The organism is Flavobacterium commune (assembly GCF_001857965.1).
GTDB lineage: Bacteria > Bacteroidota > Bacteroidia > Flavobacteriales > Flavobacteriaceae > Flavobacterium > Flavobacterium commune.
In genome coordinates, this window is the sequence record NZ_CP017774.1 from 614,894 (window position 1) to 632,163 (window position 17,270).

The following is a 17,270-nucleotide window of genomic DNA, read 5'->3' on the forward strand; positions in this document are numbered from 1 at the left end:
TTTAATTAAAAGGCCGATTTTATTCGACCTTTCAATTGCATTTTTAATTTGATTATTGGTACACTCTTACATAATCTACTTCCATAGAAGATTGCGTAAATGCCGGGTCAATAGTTCCTCCAAAGGTTCCCCCCATGGCTACATTTAGAATCATAAAGAAATCTTTATTGAAAGGCAAACTACTGTCGTTAGTAACCGTATGGAAAAGCACATCGTCCACATATATTTTTACTGACGCAGGACTCCAAACAGCTTTATATACATGAAATTCAGAAGAAGCATTTGTTATTGTCGTAGTATTTGTATTCCCATTTCCTCCTGAGCGACCCGGATAATGTAAAGTACCATGGATTTTATTAGGTTCATTTCCTTTATGCTCCATGATGTCTATTTCTCCACAAGCCGGCCACGTATTAGTAGCATAATCAGCCCCTAACATCCAGATTGCAGGCCAGGTTCCTCCACCAACGGGCAACTTAGCTCTAACCTCAACTTTTCCATAGGTAAAATCAAATTTCCCTTCTGTTTTTAGTCGGGCTGAAGTATAAGACGAACCTACTTTTTTAGCGGTAATTTTCAAACTTCCACCAGCAACAATTACGTTGTCAGAAGCATTCGTATAACTTTGTGCTTCATTATTCCCCCAGCCATCAGTACCGGTTCCTAAATCGTAAGTCCATTTAGTAGCATCGGGAGCGCCATCGGTATTAAATTCATCTGAGAATTTTAAAACAGTATAGTCTGGATCAGGAGACGAAGTTGGTATAGTAGTAGTAAATATGAGATACCAGGCTAGTGCTGCATTATTTCCTTGAACTAATCGCACTACCATTCTATTTTCAGTAATGGATAAAATTTCATATTGAGTCGCTCCTGCATAATAGCCCATAAAACCTCCATCAGAAAAATTCATCACTGTTCCTGTAGTTACTCTTGTCTCAGCTGGATTTTTAGAAACAACTGAAGTGGAAGGACTTAAAGATACAATTTTAGTACCTGCTGTACTATAAGCTAAACAAGCATCATCGCCACCATTTGTTCCGCCTGCAACACTTTTATAAGAGTTGTGAAAAAAGGTATTTCCTTTGTTATCTTGTTTGTATTCAATTTTACCATTTACCAAAGCAAAAGTATAATCTCCATCATAGAAACAAGTAGCTGATTTTTCAAAAGGCTCTGCCTGGTAATAATTAGCAAAATAATTTTTAGTAGCGTCACCATCATTTTGTCCAACTCCAAGATGACCTTTTTCGGAGGCAGCTAAATACCATTTTTTTCCAGTAGCCGTACCACCAGTAAGAAACTGTGTAGATCTTTCATCGCTAAAATTACTAAAAACAGTGACTTCTACTGTTTCATTGGTAGCTAAACCTCCTTTACCATAAGCAATTACTGTTACTGTATAAGTATTAACACCAACTGTTGTAAAGCCGTGCTCTACAATACCTCCTGGAGAATTTTCTGTAACGCCATCCCCATAGATATACTTATAGGAAATAGCACCATCAGCTGTACTCTTAAACTTAACAGTACCAGAACCATCTCCATTAGGCAGAGCATCAGTTTTTCCAACTATTTCTACTGTAACATCTAGATTAGTTGGAGCGCTTAATGTTCCAAAAACTAAATTATCCTCCTGACAATTGACCATCAGTAACAATGCAAAAATGGCAATTGTGCTTCTTAATATATTTTTCATCTTTTGTAGTTTTAGTTAGATTGTTTGATATCATCAAAATAATAGGTAGTTCCTGTTCCATTTACACCAAAATCAGGGAACAAAATGACTCTATCATACGCATTAGCAGTATTGAACGCAGCTGAGCTTGTCAAATCAAACGTGAGTACCTGCCATGAATTAGCCACTGTTGTTGTGGCTTCGATTTCAACAAAAACTGTTGGATTACCATTACCATCTTTTGGAGAGGTTGAAACTTCCATTTTGAACAAAATCTTAGCTCCAACTTTTGGCGACCAAACATTCACTTTCACCTTAGTTCCTTTAGTAAAATCAACTTTAGCATCTAAATTCAAACTCGCTCCAGCCCAAACCTGTGCTCCTGATGGTTTCTCAATTTTCACTACTTTATTGGATAAATTATTACCCGATTTATCAGGATTATCAATCACAGCTGCCGGAATAGCTCCAAAATCAGCTGCTCCAAAACCTGCCCATGGATACGTTAAGGTTGTAGATTCAAAATCAATAGGCATTTCAATTAAAGCAGAAGGTGTTTTGTAGAAATAAATATTATCGATAAAAACACTTCCTCCTGCCCAAGGTGTTCCTACAAATTTCAATTGAAATATATCAGCTACTGTTAATCCCTGGCTTGTAAAAGCTGAGATTGGAATATCAATACTGGTCCATTGATTTGCAGTTAAATCCTTTACTACTGGTTTTTCACCATTGGTTTTACTGATTAAAGAAGTTTCTATTTTTTGTAAATCAGCAGTCCAAACGTCCATGTGAATGAATTCCATTCCGGAAACATCAATGGTTGTTCCGTCAGCCAATGCTATCCCTTGGTAGCTTAATTTGATATAATTGAGCATTTTATCGCCATTTAAGTCAAATTCTGTCCAGCTGCTTCCCTGACCTGCTTGTCCCCAATCCGGGAAATAATTGGTACCGACAACATTCGTATATTTTGAACCATAAATAGAAATAACATCAGCCGCCTGACGATTAGGTGGTGTTGGAGCCGAAGTAAAAGGCTTATTCACAACAGTTACCGTAAATTGCTGTGAAAATTCAGTGGTTTGAATCGCTGCACTTTTAGAAACTACTCTAATCGTATAAACGCCTGCATTTTGATAGGTATAAGAAACCGGTTCTCCATTATTAACCGAAATAGGATCTGGCTTTCCAGCCTCGCCAAAATAAACATCATAAAACAAGGCATAATCTGCAGTTGCCACAACATTCACTTTTTTAGAAACAGCTAAATCATTTTCGATAGTAACCACTAAATTTTGTGGTGCTTTAAAAGAAACGACAACTTGTTGAGTGACTTCAGTTCTTTTTCCATTTAAAGTAGTTCCAACAATTTTAGCATTATACGTTCCTTCTTTGTAAACATGATCTACCGTAGCCCCCGGATTCACATAAGCCGGTGTTGTGGTTTCATCACCAAAATATATTTCGTATTTAGTAACTCCCTCTCCTTTAGGCAAGAAAGTTACTTTTCCTGTATTATCCTGCGTAACAGTAGTTAATGCTGAAATATTAGTTGGAGCACCCAGTGTATCCAAATCAATCAGATCATTCTCGGTTGAACAACTAAAAATCATAGCTGCTACAATAAGACTTGTTATGTATTTTATCTTTTTCATTGTACTAATTATTATAGTTAGGATTTTGTTGCCAGTTTCCTGCTGCAAATTGAATCTCTTCAATTGGAATAGGAAATAATTCATTCTTATTAGCCGTAAATCCCGGAATTTCCTGAGCCGCTTTTCCTGTTCGAACCAAATCAAAGAAGCGATGTCCCTCTCCTGCTAATTCTACTCTTCTTTCTGCCTGAATAAAATCAGCTAAGGCTGCTCCTGATGCAGTAATATCATGGTTGTTATCCCCAAAAGCACGACGTCTTACTTCATTCAGATAATTTCGAGCAAGAGCATCATTTGGAGCTGTACTTTTATTGTATGCTTCTGCTGCCATTAATAATACATCAGCATAGCGAATAGCTCTGTAATTATTTGGACTTGTCAATTTAACATCCCCAGCTGCTTCTGTTCTTCTTTTTCTAGGTATGTATTTTCTATTAAAATATCCTGTATCTTGATTTTGTTTGGTGTAACTCGTACCTGGATTTTGTGCTATCCATGCTACCATATCTAAAATAGTTACCTCCTTTCTTAAATCGCCTGCTTCAAAAGCACTAACTATCTTTGGAGTAGGTAAATTAAAGTTGTTTCCATCAGCAAATACAGGACCAACGTATCCAAAAGGACCTGCAAAACCTACTGCAACATTTCCTTCGCTATATTGTAATTGTCCATAACTGGCACCTTCAACATCTGTGTACTGAATTTCAAAAACAGATTCAGGTCCGTTTTCCCCCGATTCTTCGAAAATACTTCCAAAAGGAGTCAAACCAGCATTTATTTGCTGTGTTGTCAAATCAGCAGTTTGAACTAAATGGTATCTACCAGTCGCAATTAATTTTCCAAAAGTCTCGGCAGCTAAATCGTATTTTTTATCATACAAGTATGCTTTTCCAAGTAAGGCTAAAGCTGCACCGCTTGTAGCTCTGCCCTGTTGTGCAGGGGTTGCAGGTAAATTTTCAGCGGCATAAATTAAATCATTTTGGATAGAAGCATAAACATCTGAAACTGATGAACGTGGTATTGAAGTCTCATCACCAGGGGAAAAACGTGCGTCTCCTTTCATTGGGATACCTCCAAACCATTTTACCAACTCAAATTGATAGTAAGCTCTTAGAAAACGGGCTTCTGCAATAATTTTATTTTTTCCTTCAAAATCCGTTTTATCTTTGAATTCAAGGATATAATTAGCTCTTTGAACTCCTGCAAACATCCAATCCCAAAGTTGTTTTAAATTTTCATTCACAGGACCATGAATCATTTGATCAATTTGTTGGTAGCCTATAACGTCTGTTGGACTGTTTCCTCCTGCAAATGTGTTATCAGAGGCTATTTCTCCCATTAAAACATTAATAAAAGTGGACTGTAATAAATCATAGGCTGCAATTACAGCATTTTCATAATCGGATTTAGAATTAAAATAATTCTCTGAATCGATAGAGTATTGAACAGGACGACTCACAAAATCATCACTACAAGAACTAGTCATTGTAGCAAAAACAGTTATCGTCATTATGGTGATAAATAGATACTTTTTCATTTTAATATAAATTAAAAATTAATGTTTAAACCTAACATATACGTTTTTGGAATAGGATAGAAACCATAATCGATCCCACCTCCTATAGGAGCACCATTAGAAGCACCCGGGTCAAATCCTTTGTACTTTGTAAAAGTGTAAAGATTATTAACCCCAGCATATAGGCGTAACTTACTTAGTCCAACTTTTTCTATTGTATTTGGATTTAAAGAGTATCCCAATTGGATATTTTGGATTCTTACATAGGACGCATCTTCAACAAAATAATCAGAAAACAAATTATTAGTTGTAGCTGCTGTTGTAACTCTGGGAACGCTATTACTAGTTCCTTCTCCAGTCCATCTGCCTAAAACATAATTTAAACGATTGGCATCTGGTGCAACACTCTCGTAATTACGAACCATATTATTGCCTAAAGAAGCAAAGGTGTACATCGAAAAATCAAGTGCTTTATAATTAAACTGCACATTGAAACCCATTGTTGCTGTAGGGATTGGATCTCCAATATCTGTTCTGTCATCAAAACTGATTTTGCCATCTCCATTAACATCAACATATCTAATATCTCCCGGAGATGCCGCTACTCCAAGCTCAACCTGAGATGGGGCATCATTAACTTCTTGTTGATTTTGAAAAATACCATTTGTTTTCAAACCATAAAAATACCCTATGGAATGACCTACCTGCATTCTTGAAGGCGCTTGTTGACCAATTCCAAAGGAGCCACCGGCAATAAATGGTGTCCCCATATAAGTTACATTGTTGCGTAGCATAGTAACATTGTAACCTAAACTCATATTAAAATCATCTGAAAATCTATTGCTATAATTTACAGCAAATTCAATACCTTCATTTCTAACTGTTCCAGCATTAATCGTAGGATTTGAAGCTCCGGGTGCTTGCCCTCCTGATATGCCTGAAACTGGAATGCCAGGGATTAATAAATCAGCTCTGGTATCAATAAAATAATCAACAACTATATTTATTTTATTGTCAAACAAATTCATATCTACTCCAACATCAAATTTCTTAGCTTCTTCCCATTTAAGATTCGGATTCGGAATTTGACCACTAGCGCGACCATTTATTAAAGTACCATCAAAAACATAGGTTGCTTCACCCGTAAGCTGAGAAATGTAGCCATTATTAGGAATAGCATCATTTCCTACTATACCATAACTTCCTCTTAATTTTAAGAAATTTATAATTGATGATTCACCAAAAAATCCTTCGTCAGAAATTACCCAACCAGCCGTTACCGAAGGAAAATAACCTACTTTATTTCCCGGACCAAATTTGGTTGAAGCATCTCGTCTTAACATGGCAGACAAAAGATATTTTCCTTTATAATCGTATTGTAATCTTCCAAAATAAGACAACCTTCTTTCGTCATATACATAAGAACTTACAGGCACTGTTCCTGCAGGAGGAGCACCGTTAGCCAAGCTAATATCGGCAAAATCCCATGAATTATTAGGCACATCATAACCTGTTGCAAATAAACCGTTACCATATTCTTTAAAAATAGTATTACCAACTACACCAACCAATTTGTGGTTTTCAGCTATGGTTTTAGTATAAGTAGCAAATAAATCAAAAGAATAGTTGTTGTCGTTAACCGCATTTTGAGAGACGGAGCTACGTGTGGTATTAAACACTTTACCACTACCGTAATCTAATATCGGAGAAAAGCTTTTAGACTCACTATTTGCCGTTTTAAATCCAATGGTACTGCTTAATACAAAAGCAGGAGTGAACTTATAATCCAACCCAAAATTTCCATTTATTTGCTTAAAGTTATAATCATTATAACTATTAGCAATTTGAGCCAAAGGGTTAATCATTTCATTTCCTAGGGAGCCTCCCGGAAACACCGTAAAATTACCTGATGAATCGTAAGGATTAAGATTAGATGGCGCATTAACTGCATTTAATAGTACGGAAGCATTGCTATTCTCAGGCAAGGTTCTTCTGTCAAAATAGGTATAAATCACATTTGTTTTTAACTTTAGCTTCTCAGTAACATCTGCACCAAGAGAAACCCTTGCTGTATTTCTTAAAAATCCGGATTTTGATTCACCTACAATCCCTTCTTGATCTAAGTGTGAACCACTAACAGAATACGTAATCTTGTCAGATCCTCCCGAAAAAGTCAAATCGTGACTAATGATAGGCACCCCTTTACTTAGCGTTTTGTCCTGCCAATTTGTTCCTTTACCAAATCCGCTAACATTTGTATATGGTATTGCATTTCCACTATTAGCATATCTTTCATTAAGCAACAAAGCATATTCCGTAGCATTTAATATTGGTAAAGTGCGTGAAGTTTCTTGGAAACCAGCATAGGTATTATATACTATTTTACCTTTAGAATTCTTTTTACCCATTTTAGTGGTTACTAAGATTACACCATTCGCCGCAGCAGAACCATAAATGGCAGCCTGTGCATCTTTTAAAACAGTGATGGTTTCAACATCATTAGGATTCAATAGTCCCAATTCTCCAATATAACCATCTATTATAGTTAATGGTTTGGCATCACCATTAGTAGCAATACCACGAATTCTGATATCCAATGCTGCACCTGGAGATCCTGATTGAGTAGTAACATTAACCCCTGAAACAGTTCCTTGTAAAGCTTGTTCTATTCTTACAGGTTTTAATACTTCTAAAGTTTTACTATCCACAGTAGAAACTGCTCCGGTAACTTCTTTCTTTTTTTGGCTTCCATAACCAATTACAACCACTTCATCTAACACTTTTGAATCTTCTAATAGAGTAATACTCATATTAGTGTTAGTTCCTGTTACGGAATATTCAAAAGTTTTATACCCTATAAAAGAAAAGACAACAACGGAACCCGATGGAAGTCCCTTTAAAGTAAAATTCCCATCAAAATCAGTGGAGGTACCACTAGTGCTGTTCTTAACTTGAACATTAACCCCTGGTATTGGTAAACCAGAACTTTTTTCTTTTACAGTTCCACCTATGTCATAACTTTGAGAAAAAACCAAAGTTGAAAACATTAGAAAAACAATTAATAGATAATTTGATTTCATATAGTTTGTGTTTTTTATTGTGAATTATAAAATTATAATCTTAAAACGCTAATTCATTAAAAATAACCCCTACAAAAAACATACAATAAAAATAAAAACACTTTTATTTATCAATAATTCAACAAAAACAAGAAAACACAAGAAATAATGAATCCTTAATTTTTTATTAAAAAACATAAAAAAACCACAATATTTAGCAAATGTTGTGGTAATGTATAGTTTTTACTGTCTTTGTAAAGGTCAGCTATACAGTCAAAATATACTCAACCAAGCCTTGTTCATGTGATAAATCCATTTTTTTACGCAAACGGTATCTTTTTATCTCAACGCTTCGTACCGATATATTTAACAATGGAGCTATTTCTTTTGAAGACAAATTGAGTCTTAAGTAAGCACATAATCGCAAATCATTTGCAGTTAAGGAAGGGTGTGCCTCTTTCATTTTTTTCAGGAAATCCTTATCTGTTTTATTAAAAGCTTCCTGAAAAACACTCCAGGAATCTTTTCCTGTAATATTCTTATTGATAGTAGAAATTACGGTTTTAATACTTCGGCTATCACTTTCTTCATTGTTTTTTAAATCTTTCTGGATAAAGGCTAATAATTCATTTTTACTATGCAAACTCATAGCAGAAGCAGCAAGCTCTTTATTGATTTCATCCACATCATGAGATAATTGTTCATTTTTTAAACGCATTAATTGTTGTTCATTTTCCAACTCTTTTATCTCTAACAACAAATTATTTTCTTCAATCAGTTTTTCTTTCTGACGTTGATAATATTTATTGTATTCTTTATGAATTAATCGAATGGATAAAAATCCTAAAAGAATATAAATAACAATAGCCAAATTAGTAGCATACCAAGGTTTTAAAATGGTAAAATGATAAGTTACTGTGTTTTCCAGATTCGAATTAGCCAATTTTGCCTTCACTTTAAAAACATAATCCCCTGATGGTAAATTCTTAAAATTAACTGAGGGCCTTACATTCCAATCACTCCATTGATCCTGAAAACCTTCTAAAATATATTGGTACTCCACATTAATATATTTATTGTACTCGGCTACGGTGTATGAAAAAGTAAGGTTGTTTTCATCATGTGGAAATCGACCTTCCTCAAGAATTGGATTAGTTTTCACTGACCCATTTAGCGTATTACTACTAATATTTGAAATAGAAACTTTATAATTTTCGAAAGCCAATTCGTTAATATTCATTGTATAATAACCATCCGTAGTTCCAAAAAAATAAGTAGAAGGCGATAATTGAGTAATATTCTCATAGCCTAACATGGAATTTGTCAATGAAGCAGGAATAGGAATACTGTTTCTTTTTAGCTTATTAATCAACTTATTAGAAGCATAATAACTAATATAATTCTTGGAAAACAACCATATTTTATTAGAATTATCTACAATCATTTTACCCGAAGTATATTCGTCTTTTTCAAAAACAGAACTCAAAACCGGCTCTTTATAAAACTCTTTTGTTGCATTATTTAATTTAAAAACCCCTTCTTTATTAGCATAATAGATTACGTTGTTAAACTGAACCAAACTGGCATTTTTCCCTTTTTTGGGATTTTTATAGGCAAAATTCCTTCTGACTTCCTGAAGTTTAGCATCGGTTTCTAATCTAAAAACCCCTTTGTATTCGTGGCTTACATAGATTTCGAAACCTTTAGTAATAGCAAAATATTTAGAAGAATAATCAAAACCTCTGATTTTATTTCTAAAAACCCATTCGTTATTTTTTTTCTCTAAAACCGAAACACCATAATAATTCCCTTGTAACAAAAGATTTTTATTTCCGGGAACTCTAACAAAATTCCAGGTTCCTGATTTGGAAAAAATATTCTTCACAATTCCATTTGTTACCACAAAAGTTCCTAAATCATGTCCGCAAAACAAGGTACCATCATACAAATACAAGGACCAAACCTGCCCTTTTGTACCACTTATAAATTGAAATTCATCGTTACTTTGATAATCCTTGTAAAACAACCCCTGATTAGTTCCTACATATAATTTTCCATTGTACAATTGCGAAGTATAAACTGTACCTAAAACCCCGGAATCATCCACATAACTCTGTATAGGCGAATTGAGATTGATGCAGTTAATCCCATTATCAAGACCAATCCAGAGATTTTTTTCTTTATCCTCAAACAATGATAAGGCGGTATTATTGCTCAAACCTTTCTTTTGAGAGATATGGTATTTCTTTTTTCCTTCCTTGGTTATGATAAAAATACCGTTTGAAACCGTTCCTATAACATAGCCGCCATTAGACAATGACTCACAACTATAGACACTTTCGTCGGCAAAATTAACATCAATTTCGGTTGGGAATTTCTTTAATTCTTTCTCTGAAAGAGTATAAAAACCAGCCCCTTGAGTTAAAATTAAAAGTTCATCTCCTTGTTCAAAAACATTTACAATCCGATTTTTTTTCAAATCAGGATGAGCTGAAATTAATTTGCTCTTTCCTCCTTCAATTTCAAATAATCCTTCATTATTAGTTTGATAATAAAAAGCATTCTTTGTTTTAAAAGCTTTAATAATATTAGCACTGGGCGCAATAATTTTAAAACTATTATTTTGTGTATCATAAATATAAATCCGATTCAAAGACTGAAAAACAACCCAATAATCATAACTTAATATATTCCAAAATTGCTCATCATCTAAAATCTTAGATTTTATGGCAGCACTTAAAGACTTATATGCTAACAAACCATCTGATTTTCGCTTCCAAAAACCAAATTCCATATAACTACCTGTATAAATTCGATCTCCAATTACTTTTACTGACCTGATAATAGTTTCATTTGGAGAAGGGTACAATTTCCAATACGAACCATTAAACTCTAAAAGTCCTTCATTGTTGGCAAAAAACACAAACTGATTTTGATCTTGTGAAATCATCCAGTTTTGATTTCCTGCCCCATAACTACTAGGAACGTATTTCACAATAGGAGGCAAATCTTGTGAGAAAACGGCAATAGAAAAAATAAAAAATAAGAAAGTAATTTTTGTTTTCAAGGCTAAGTCTTTTTTTTGGTCTATTGTAAATTTAAAACTAAATCCAATTAGTTGTTGAAAAATAAATACTTAATAATTCCACAATTCTAATTTACTCAACTCCATCCAAAAGCCACTTATTTTAACTAAATTTAGGATTTGTTCACCTCTGTTTCTCAGTCATAAAATGATTACTTTTGTAAAAATCCAATATTTTTTATGCAAGTTGACTTTTCTAAAATAGATCCAAAGAAAAATATAATAATCAAAGGGGCTCAGGTACACAATTTAAAAAATCTCGATGTTGTCATTCCTCGAAATAAATTAGTGGTAATTACAGGACTTTCAGGCTCAGGGAAATCCAGTTTAGCATTTGATACTTTGTATGCCGAAGGACAACGTCGCTATGTGGAAAGTTTATCGTCCTATGCGAGACAATTTCTTGGACGATTAGACAAACCAAAGGTTGAATACATTAAGGGTATTGCTCCAGCCATAGCCATTGAACAAAAAGTAAACACCACTAACGCCCGTTCTACCGTAGGAACTTCGACAGAGATTTACGATTACATGAAATTATTGTATGCCCGAATTGGAAGAACATTTTCTCCGGTTTCGGGTCGTGAAGTCAAAAAAAATACGGTTTCGGATGTCATCAACGATGTAAAAAATCTGGAACTTAACAGCAAATGGTTGCTCCTTGCTCCTATTCACCTGGAAGAAGGAAGACAACTGGAAGACAAACTAAAAGTATTGCTTCAACAAGGTTTTTCCAGAATTTTAGTCAATAATGAAACGGTTCGCTTAGACGAATTCTCAACTTCGTTAGAAGTGACCGAAAAACACAGTTTTGACCACAAAGACATTCTGCTGATTGTAGACCGTATTGTTGTTAAAGACGAGGAAGAATTCTACAACCGTCTTGCCGACGCCGTACAGACTGCTTTTTATGAAGGAAAAGGAATCTGTTATTTACAGGAATTAAACACCGAAAAACGATTTGATTATTCAAATAATTTTGAGATGGACGGAATTACGTTCTTGGAACCTAATCTGCATTTATTCAGCTTTAACAATCCTTATGGCGCCTGCTCTAGCTGTGAAGGTTATGGAAACATCATTGGGATTGATGCCGAATTGGTAGTTCCAAACACCAGTTTATCGATTTACGAAAATGCTATTTTCCCTTGGCGTGGCGAAAGCATGAGTTGGTACCGCGACCAATTAGTCAATAGTGCTTACAAATTTGACTTTCCTATCCATAAACCGTATTTCCAGTTAACCGAAGAACAAAAAGAATTAATCTGGACTGGAAACTCCTATTTCCAAGGTCTGAATGACTTTTTCAAAGAACTGGAAGAGAAAAATTATAAGATACAAAATCGAGTAATGCTCTCGCGTTACCGAGGAAAAACTAAATGTCAGACCTGCAAAGGAAAACGCCTGCGTGTAGAAGCTTCTTACGTTAAAATAAATGGCAAAACCGTTTCTGATTTAGTCGATTTACCTATTAAACATTTAGTTGATTTCTTTAAAAATTTAGAATTAGACGAATACGAAAAACAAATAGCCAAAAGACTTTTGGTCGAAATTAATAATCGTTTATCCTTTTTAACCGAAGTCGGTTTGGATTATTTAACATTGAATCGAAATTCGGCCACACTTTCAGGAGGAGAATCGCAGCGTATCAATCTGGCCACTTCTTTAGGTAGTAGTTTAGTAGGATCAATGTATATTTTGGACGAACCGAGTATTGGCTTACACCCAAAAGACAGCGAACGTTTGATAAAAGTATTGTTGTCCCTACGTGATTTAGGCAATACTGTAATTGTTGTCGAGCACGACGAAGACATCATGAAAGCAGCCGATATGATTATCGACATCGGTCCTGAAGCGGGAACTTTTGGTGGAGAATTAGTCGCTCAAGGTGATTTTGAAGAAATACTCCATTCTACTTCGCTCACGGCACAATACCTCAATGGCGATTTAGAAATTGCGGTACCTAAAAGACGTCGTACTTTCAAAAATCACATCGAAATAAAAGGTGCCAGAGAAAATAATCTTCAAAACATTGATGTTACTTTCCCTTTGGATGTACTTACCGTGATTACAGGAGTTTCCGGAAGTGGAAAAAGTACGCTAATCAAGAAAATTCTGTTTCCTGCTATGCAGAAGAAACTGGATAATGCAGGAGAAAAAGCGGGACAATTTACCGAAATATCAGGCTCTTTTTCGCAAATAAAACACATTGAATATGTAGACCAAAACCCAATAGGAAGAAGCTCGCGTTCAAATCCGGTGACTTATATTAAAGCCTATGATGACATCAGAGATTTATTTGCCAAAGAAAAACTATCCAAAATAAGAGGTTATCAGGCCAAACATTTCTCTTTTAATGTTGATGGAGGACGTTGTGAAACCTGCAGCGGTGAAGGAACCATCAATGTTGAAATGGTTTTTATGGCCGACGTGCAATTACCTTGCGAAACCTGCAATGGAAAACGCTTTAAAAAAGAAGTATTAGAAGTGGCTTTTGAAGGCAAAAACATCAACGACATTTTAACAATGACCATCGATGATGCCTTAGCTTTTTTCGAAAAAAACAAACAAAACAAGATTACCCAAAAACTAAAACCTTTGCAGGATGTTGGTTTGGGTTATGTACAATTAGGACAATCTTCTTCAACCCTTTCTGGTGGAGAAGCGCAACGTATCAAACTGGCTTCTTTTTTGGTAAAAGGAGCTACTAAAGACAAGGCCTTATTTGTTTTTGACGAACCTACCACAGGTTTACACTTTCATGACATCAAGAAACTATTAGCTTCTTTTGATGCCTTGATAGAAAAAGGACATTCTTTATTGGTGATAGAACACAATCTCGACCTGATAAAATGTGCCGACTGGATTATTGATTTAGGACCTGAAGGCGGAGAAAACGGAGGGCAATTATTAGCAGTAGGAACACCTGAAGAAATTGTAAAAAACAAAAAATCGATTACCGCTCAATATCTCAAAGAAAAACTTTGAACACCTTTAAAATAAGAACCGCAGATTCGCAGATTAAAAATATAAATCTGCGAATCTGCGGTTAAATCATGCGGTTTTTATTTTAGTTCCGAAACTAACTATAACATTTATCCTCAAAAGGATTTCCGTCTTCATCGATGGCAATTATAATTTTCCTCTCTTTTTTAGCTTCAAAAGATTTGAATGCCCAGGGAATAGACCACAATCCGAAAGTGGCACAGGAAATCCAAAAATTCAAACGATGATTGATTTTATCGGGCTTTTTAGACAAAACTACAAAAGGTAATTTATCATTAACTTCTTCTACAACAAAACCCTTTTTAATCTTTTGGGCTAAAACTGTAGCCAATTTTAAATTCTGATTTTTAATAATTAAAGTGTTTTCCATGATTTGAGGGTTATCAACAGATTAATGCCTATTCAACGACAATAAAGCTGCCACAAATTTAATACCACAAATCAACTTTTTCAATACCCACTTTTAGTGATTAACACTCCTAAAAACGACTAAAAAGAAAATTTTATCTTACAATACCAAGCTTTTTCAACAAACCATCCATAACCTGATTGATTTCGACAGAAATAACAAACTTATAATTCAAATAAACATAAGCTATAGTTACTAAAATGGATTTTAAAATAATAGCGACAATAGGACTCAAAGAAAAATCCCAAAAATAGAACGCTAAAAACAAAACCGTAGTGAGATATAACGAATACAGTGTTTGTTTAGTAAACGGATACAAATGCAAACGTTTTACAACAAACATCAATTTAGCTAAACTATATAACGTGATTGACAATAAAGTAGCAAATGCTGACCCCATGATTCCATAAATTGGGATAAAAACCATATTTAAACCTACGGTTAGAACAACCAAAAGCACACCTAAAAACAATACGGCTCGATAATACTTGGTATTGAAAATAATGGCATTATTATTCCCCAAAATCAAATCAAAATACTTAGACAAACCAATCATAAAAACCACCGATATCCCTCCGGCATATTCAGGTGGAACTAACTGATAAAGCATTTTAATATTGACAAAAATACCCAGCATTACAAATCCTCCTACTACCTGTAAATTAATCGATGTTTTTTTATACAAAATATCCATTTCGTCATGGTTATTTTCGTGCATTAATCGGGCTGTGATAGGATACACAATTTGGTGCATGGCACGACTGGGAACCGAAATTACCAAAGCAATGTAAGTAGCCACCGAATAGTAGGCTATATTTTCGATATTCATATATTGATTCAATATCATTTTATCACCATCTAACAATAAATTAGCAACGCTACCCGATAAAATAATGTAAAATGTATAAACTAAAATATCTTTAGTATTAGCCGGAATGGTAAATTGAAAATCAGGTTTTTGAATACTAAAAGCATAAAACATGGTTATCAGAAGTGCCAAAAGATACACAACTGCTGTAGCATAAACAAAACCTTCTACCGTTATCCAATTGTAATAAACGCCAACCAATAAAAATAAGGAAGCCAATCGGAGTGCTACTTCTTTAATAAAATTTCCAAAAACCGAGTGCATATGAACCCGCAGCCAGGCATAGAAAATTTCGAAATAAGCCATACAAATCCCTATAAAAGGAATCAGCCAAATATAATTTTTAACGATGATATTCTTCTTAGATAAAAAATACAATATTTCATCAAAAAAGATAAAACCAATCAAACATAAGGGAACAATCAACAGCAAAGGAAACAGTACGGTAAAAGATAAAAACCGGGATCTTTCCTCGTTAGTTTCATACTGAGAATAGAATTTTACCAAAGTATTCTGCATTCCAATGGCAAACAAAGGCATAATTACATTGGCCGAAGACAAAATATAATTAGTTAAAGCATAATAGGTTGCACCAAGAAAAACAGGATACAAATAAATGGTATTGATTCCTCCAATAGCAAAACCGATATAGGTAATAATGGTGTTTTTTAAGGACTGATTTAATACGATTCCCATTTATAAAATTAAGAGGTTAGAAGTTGTACCAATTGCTCGGTCAAGTTTTTTCTTGAATATTTTTGCAAACCTACACCATGAGATTGTAATTTTCCTTCCAGGTATTGATTATAAAAGCCCAAAATTAAGTTTTTTAGCTTTACTTTTTCAGAATAATCAAAAAATACTCCCGTATTCGTATCCGTAATAATTTCGGCAAAATCAGAACCATTAGGGCCAATAGCGATAATTGGGCGATTAGAAACCATATATTCGAATAATTTTCCCGGAATAATACTCTTGGTCTCTTCTGAATCAATCTCTATCAATAATAAAACTTGTGACTTTCGTTGATGTGCTATCGCTTCTTCATGCGAAACATATCCCAGATTATTCAAATAGTCGTTCAAACCAAATTGGCTGATTGTCTCTAAAACTTCCTGACTTACTGCTCCAATTAATTTGATTTCCAAATGAGTTTTAAAATCAGGAATTTCAGCTATTAATTCCACCAACGATTCCCACAATAATTTGGGATTTCTTGCCGAAAGAAATGAACCAATGTGCGCCAGAGAAAATTTAGTATCTAATGTTTGTTTCTCTACTTTTTCTATATCAAAACCATTTGTAATTACCGCAATAGGTTTTGGGGTCAAGGCTTCAAATTCGGTTTTTGTAGTTTTACTGGTTACAATAATTGTATCGGCAGTATTTAAAACTTGTGATTCTAATTCTTTGTGTTTTTGAGCCGCATAAGCTGATAATCGCAAGGATTTATGATAACCAATAGTAGTCCAGGGATCACGAAAATCAGCATACCATTTTAGATTTAATTTCTGTTTTAATTCCAGTCCGATTAAATGCAAACTATGCGGCGGCCCCGAAGTAACAATGCTATCAATATTATTCTCAATGATGTATTTTTCTAAATAAGATACGGAAGGTTTTACCCAAAAAAAACGGGCATCAGGGATAAATAAATTCCCTCGAATCCATAAAAAAACCTTGTCTAAAAACGATTGTTTCTTTTGGTTGGGAATAATTCCCGAATTCATCTTCTTAGTTTTATTCTTCGATAAAAAAGAAGCCAATTGATAAGGTTCAAATATCTTCTGTTTTAGAATAATGGCCTTATCCGAAACTTCTTTTACTAAGTTTTCATCAACAATAGGATAAGTGGGATTTTCAGGAATATATACAATAGGCTTTACGCCAAAATCCGGTAAATATTTTACAAATTTCAACCAGCGTTGTACACCAGGACCTCCTGCCGGCGGCCAATAATAGGTAATTATTAAAATTTTTTTTGATTCCAA

Annotated in this window: 9 protein-coding genes; 1 reads left to right on the forward strand and 8 read right to left on the reverse strand. The window is 34.4% G+C overall.

All coding sequences use genetic code 11. The features are described from left to right. Positions 1-52 precede the first annotated feature (52 nt). The 5 genes from BIW12_RS02570 to BIW12_RS02590 form a co-directional block, all read right to left on the reverse strand. Positions 53-1,699 carry a family 16 glycosylhydrolase gene (locus BIW12_RS02570; protein WP_071183671.1) on the reverse strand — a complete coding sequence of 549 codons (1,647 nt, stop codon included), beginning with the start codon at positions 1,697-1,699 and terminating at the stop codon, positions 53-55. Between the two features lie 11 nt (positions 1,700-1,710). Continuing rightward, positions 1,711-3,336, reverse strand: coding sequence for a hypothetical protein (locus BIW12_RS02575; protein WP_071183672.1), 1,626 nt, complete (start codon positions 3,334-3,336; stop codon positions 1,711-1,713). 4 nt (positions 3,337-3,340) lie between these two features. Then, a complete protein-coding gene (locus tag BIW12_RS02580) occupies positions 3,341-4,873 on the reverse strand; it encodes a RagB/SusD family nutrient uptake outer membrane protein (protein ID WP_071183673.1) in 1,533 nt (510 codons plus the stop codon). 11 nt (positions 4,874-4,884) lie between these two features. Further along, on the reverse strand, positions 4,885-7,932 hold the full coding sequence (locus BIW12_RS02585) for a SusC/RagA family TonB-linked outer membrane protein (RefSeq protein ID WP_071183674.1): 3,048 nt from the start codon (positions 7,930-7,932) through the stop codon (positions 4,885-4,887). 244 nt (positions 7,933-8,176) lie between these two features. After that, entirely contained in the window at positions 8,177-10,978 is a 2,802-nt protein-coding gene (locus BIW12_RS02590; protein WP_071183675.1) for a triple tyrosine motif-containing protein, read from the reverse strand. Positions 10,979-11,176: 198 nt separating this feature from the next. Here BIW12_RS02590 and uvrA point away from each other — a divergent pair, with 198 nt between their 5' ends. Beyond that, a complete protein-coding gene (gene uvrA, locus BIW12_RS02595; RefSeq protein WP_071183676.1) occupies positions 11,177-13,984 on the forward strand; it encodes an excinuclease ABC subunit UvrA in 2,808 nt (935 codons plus the stop codon). Positions 13,985-14,078: 94 nt separating this feature from the next. Here the strand turns inward: uvrA and BIW12_RS02600 are convergent, their stop codons facing one another. From BIW12_RS02600 to BIW12_RS02610, 3 genes are all read right to left on the reverse strand, one after another. Next, positions 14,079-14,372, reverse strand: a complete 294-nt coding sequence (locus tag BIW12_RS02600) for a hypothetical protein (RefSeq protein WP_071183677.1) — start codon at positions 14,370-14,372, stop codon at positions 14,079-14,081. Between the two features lie 133 nt (positions 14,373-14,505). Next, positions 14,506-15,975 carry a lipopolysaccharide biosynthesis protein gene (locus BIW12_RS02605; RefSeq protein ID WP_071183678.1) on the reverse strand — a complete coding sequence of 490 codons (1,470 nt, stop codon included), beginning with the start codon at positions 15,973-15,975 and terminating at the stop codon, positions 14,506-14,508. An 8-nt stretch (positions 15,976-15,983) separates the two neighbouring features. Continuing rightward, entirely contained in the window at positions 15,984-17,270 is a 1,287-nt protein-coding gene (locus BIW12_RS02610; protein WP_071183679.1) for a glycosyltransferase family 4 protein, read from the reverse strand.

Excerpts from the sequence above, each read along its gene's own strand:
- BIW12_RS02570 (WP_071183671.1), bottom strand. The coding sequence starts at position 1,699 with ATGAAAAATATATTAAGAAGCACAATTGCCATTTTTGCATTGTTACTG.
- BIW12_RS02575 (WP_071183672.1), bottom strand. The coding sequence starts at position 3,336 with ATGAAAAAGATAAAATACATAACAAGTCTTATTGTAGCAGCTATGATT.
- BIW12_RS02580 (WP_071183673.1), bottom strand. The coding sequence starts at position 4,873 with ATGAAAAAGTATCTATTTATCACCATAATGACGATAACTGTTTTTGCT.
- BIW12_RS02585 (WP_071183674.1), bottom strand. The coding sequence starts at position 7,932 with ATGAAATCAAATTATCTATTAATTGTTTTTCTAATGTTTTCAACTTTG.
- uvrA (WP_071183676.1), top strand. The coding sequence starts at position 11,177 with ATGCAAGTTGACTTTTCTAAAATAGATCCAAAGAAAAATATAATAATC.
- BIW12_RS02600 (WP_071183677.1), bottom strand. The coding sequence starts at position 14,372 with ATGGAAAACACTTTAATTATTAAAAATCAGAATTTAAAATTGGCTACA.
- BIW12_RS02605 (WP_071183678.1), bottom strand. The coding sequence starts at position 15,975 with ATGGGAATCGTATTAAATCAGTCCTTAAAAAACACCATTATTACCTAT.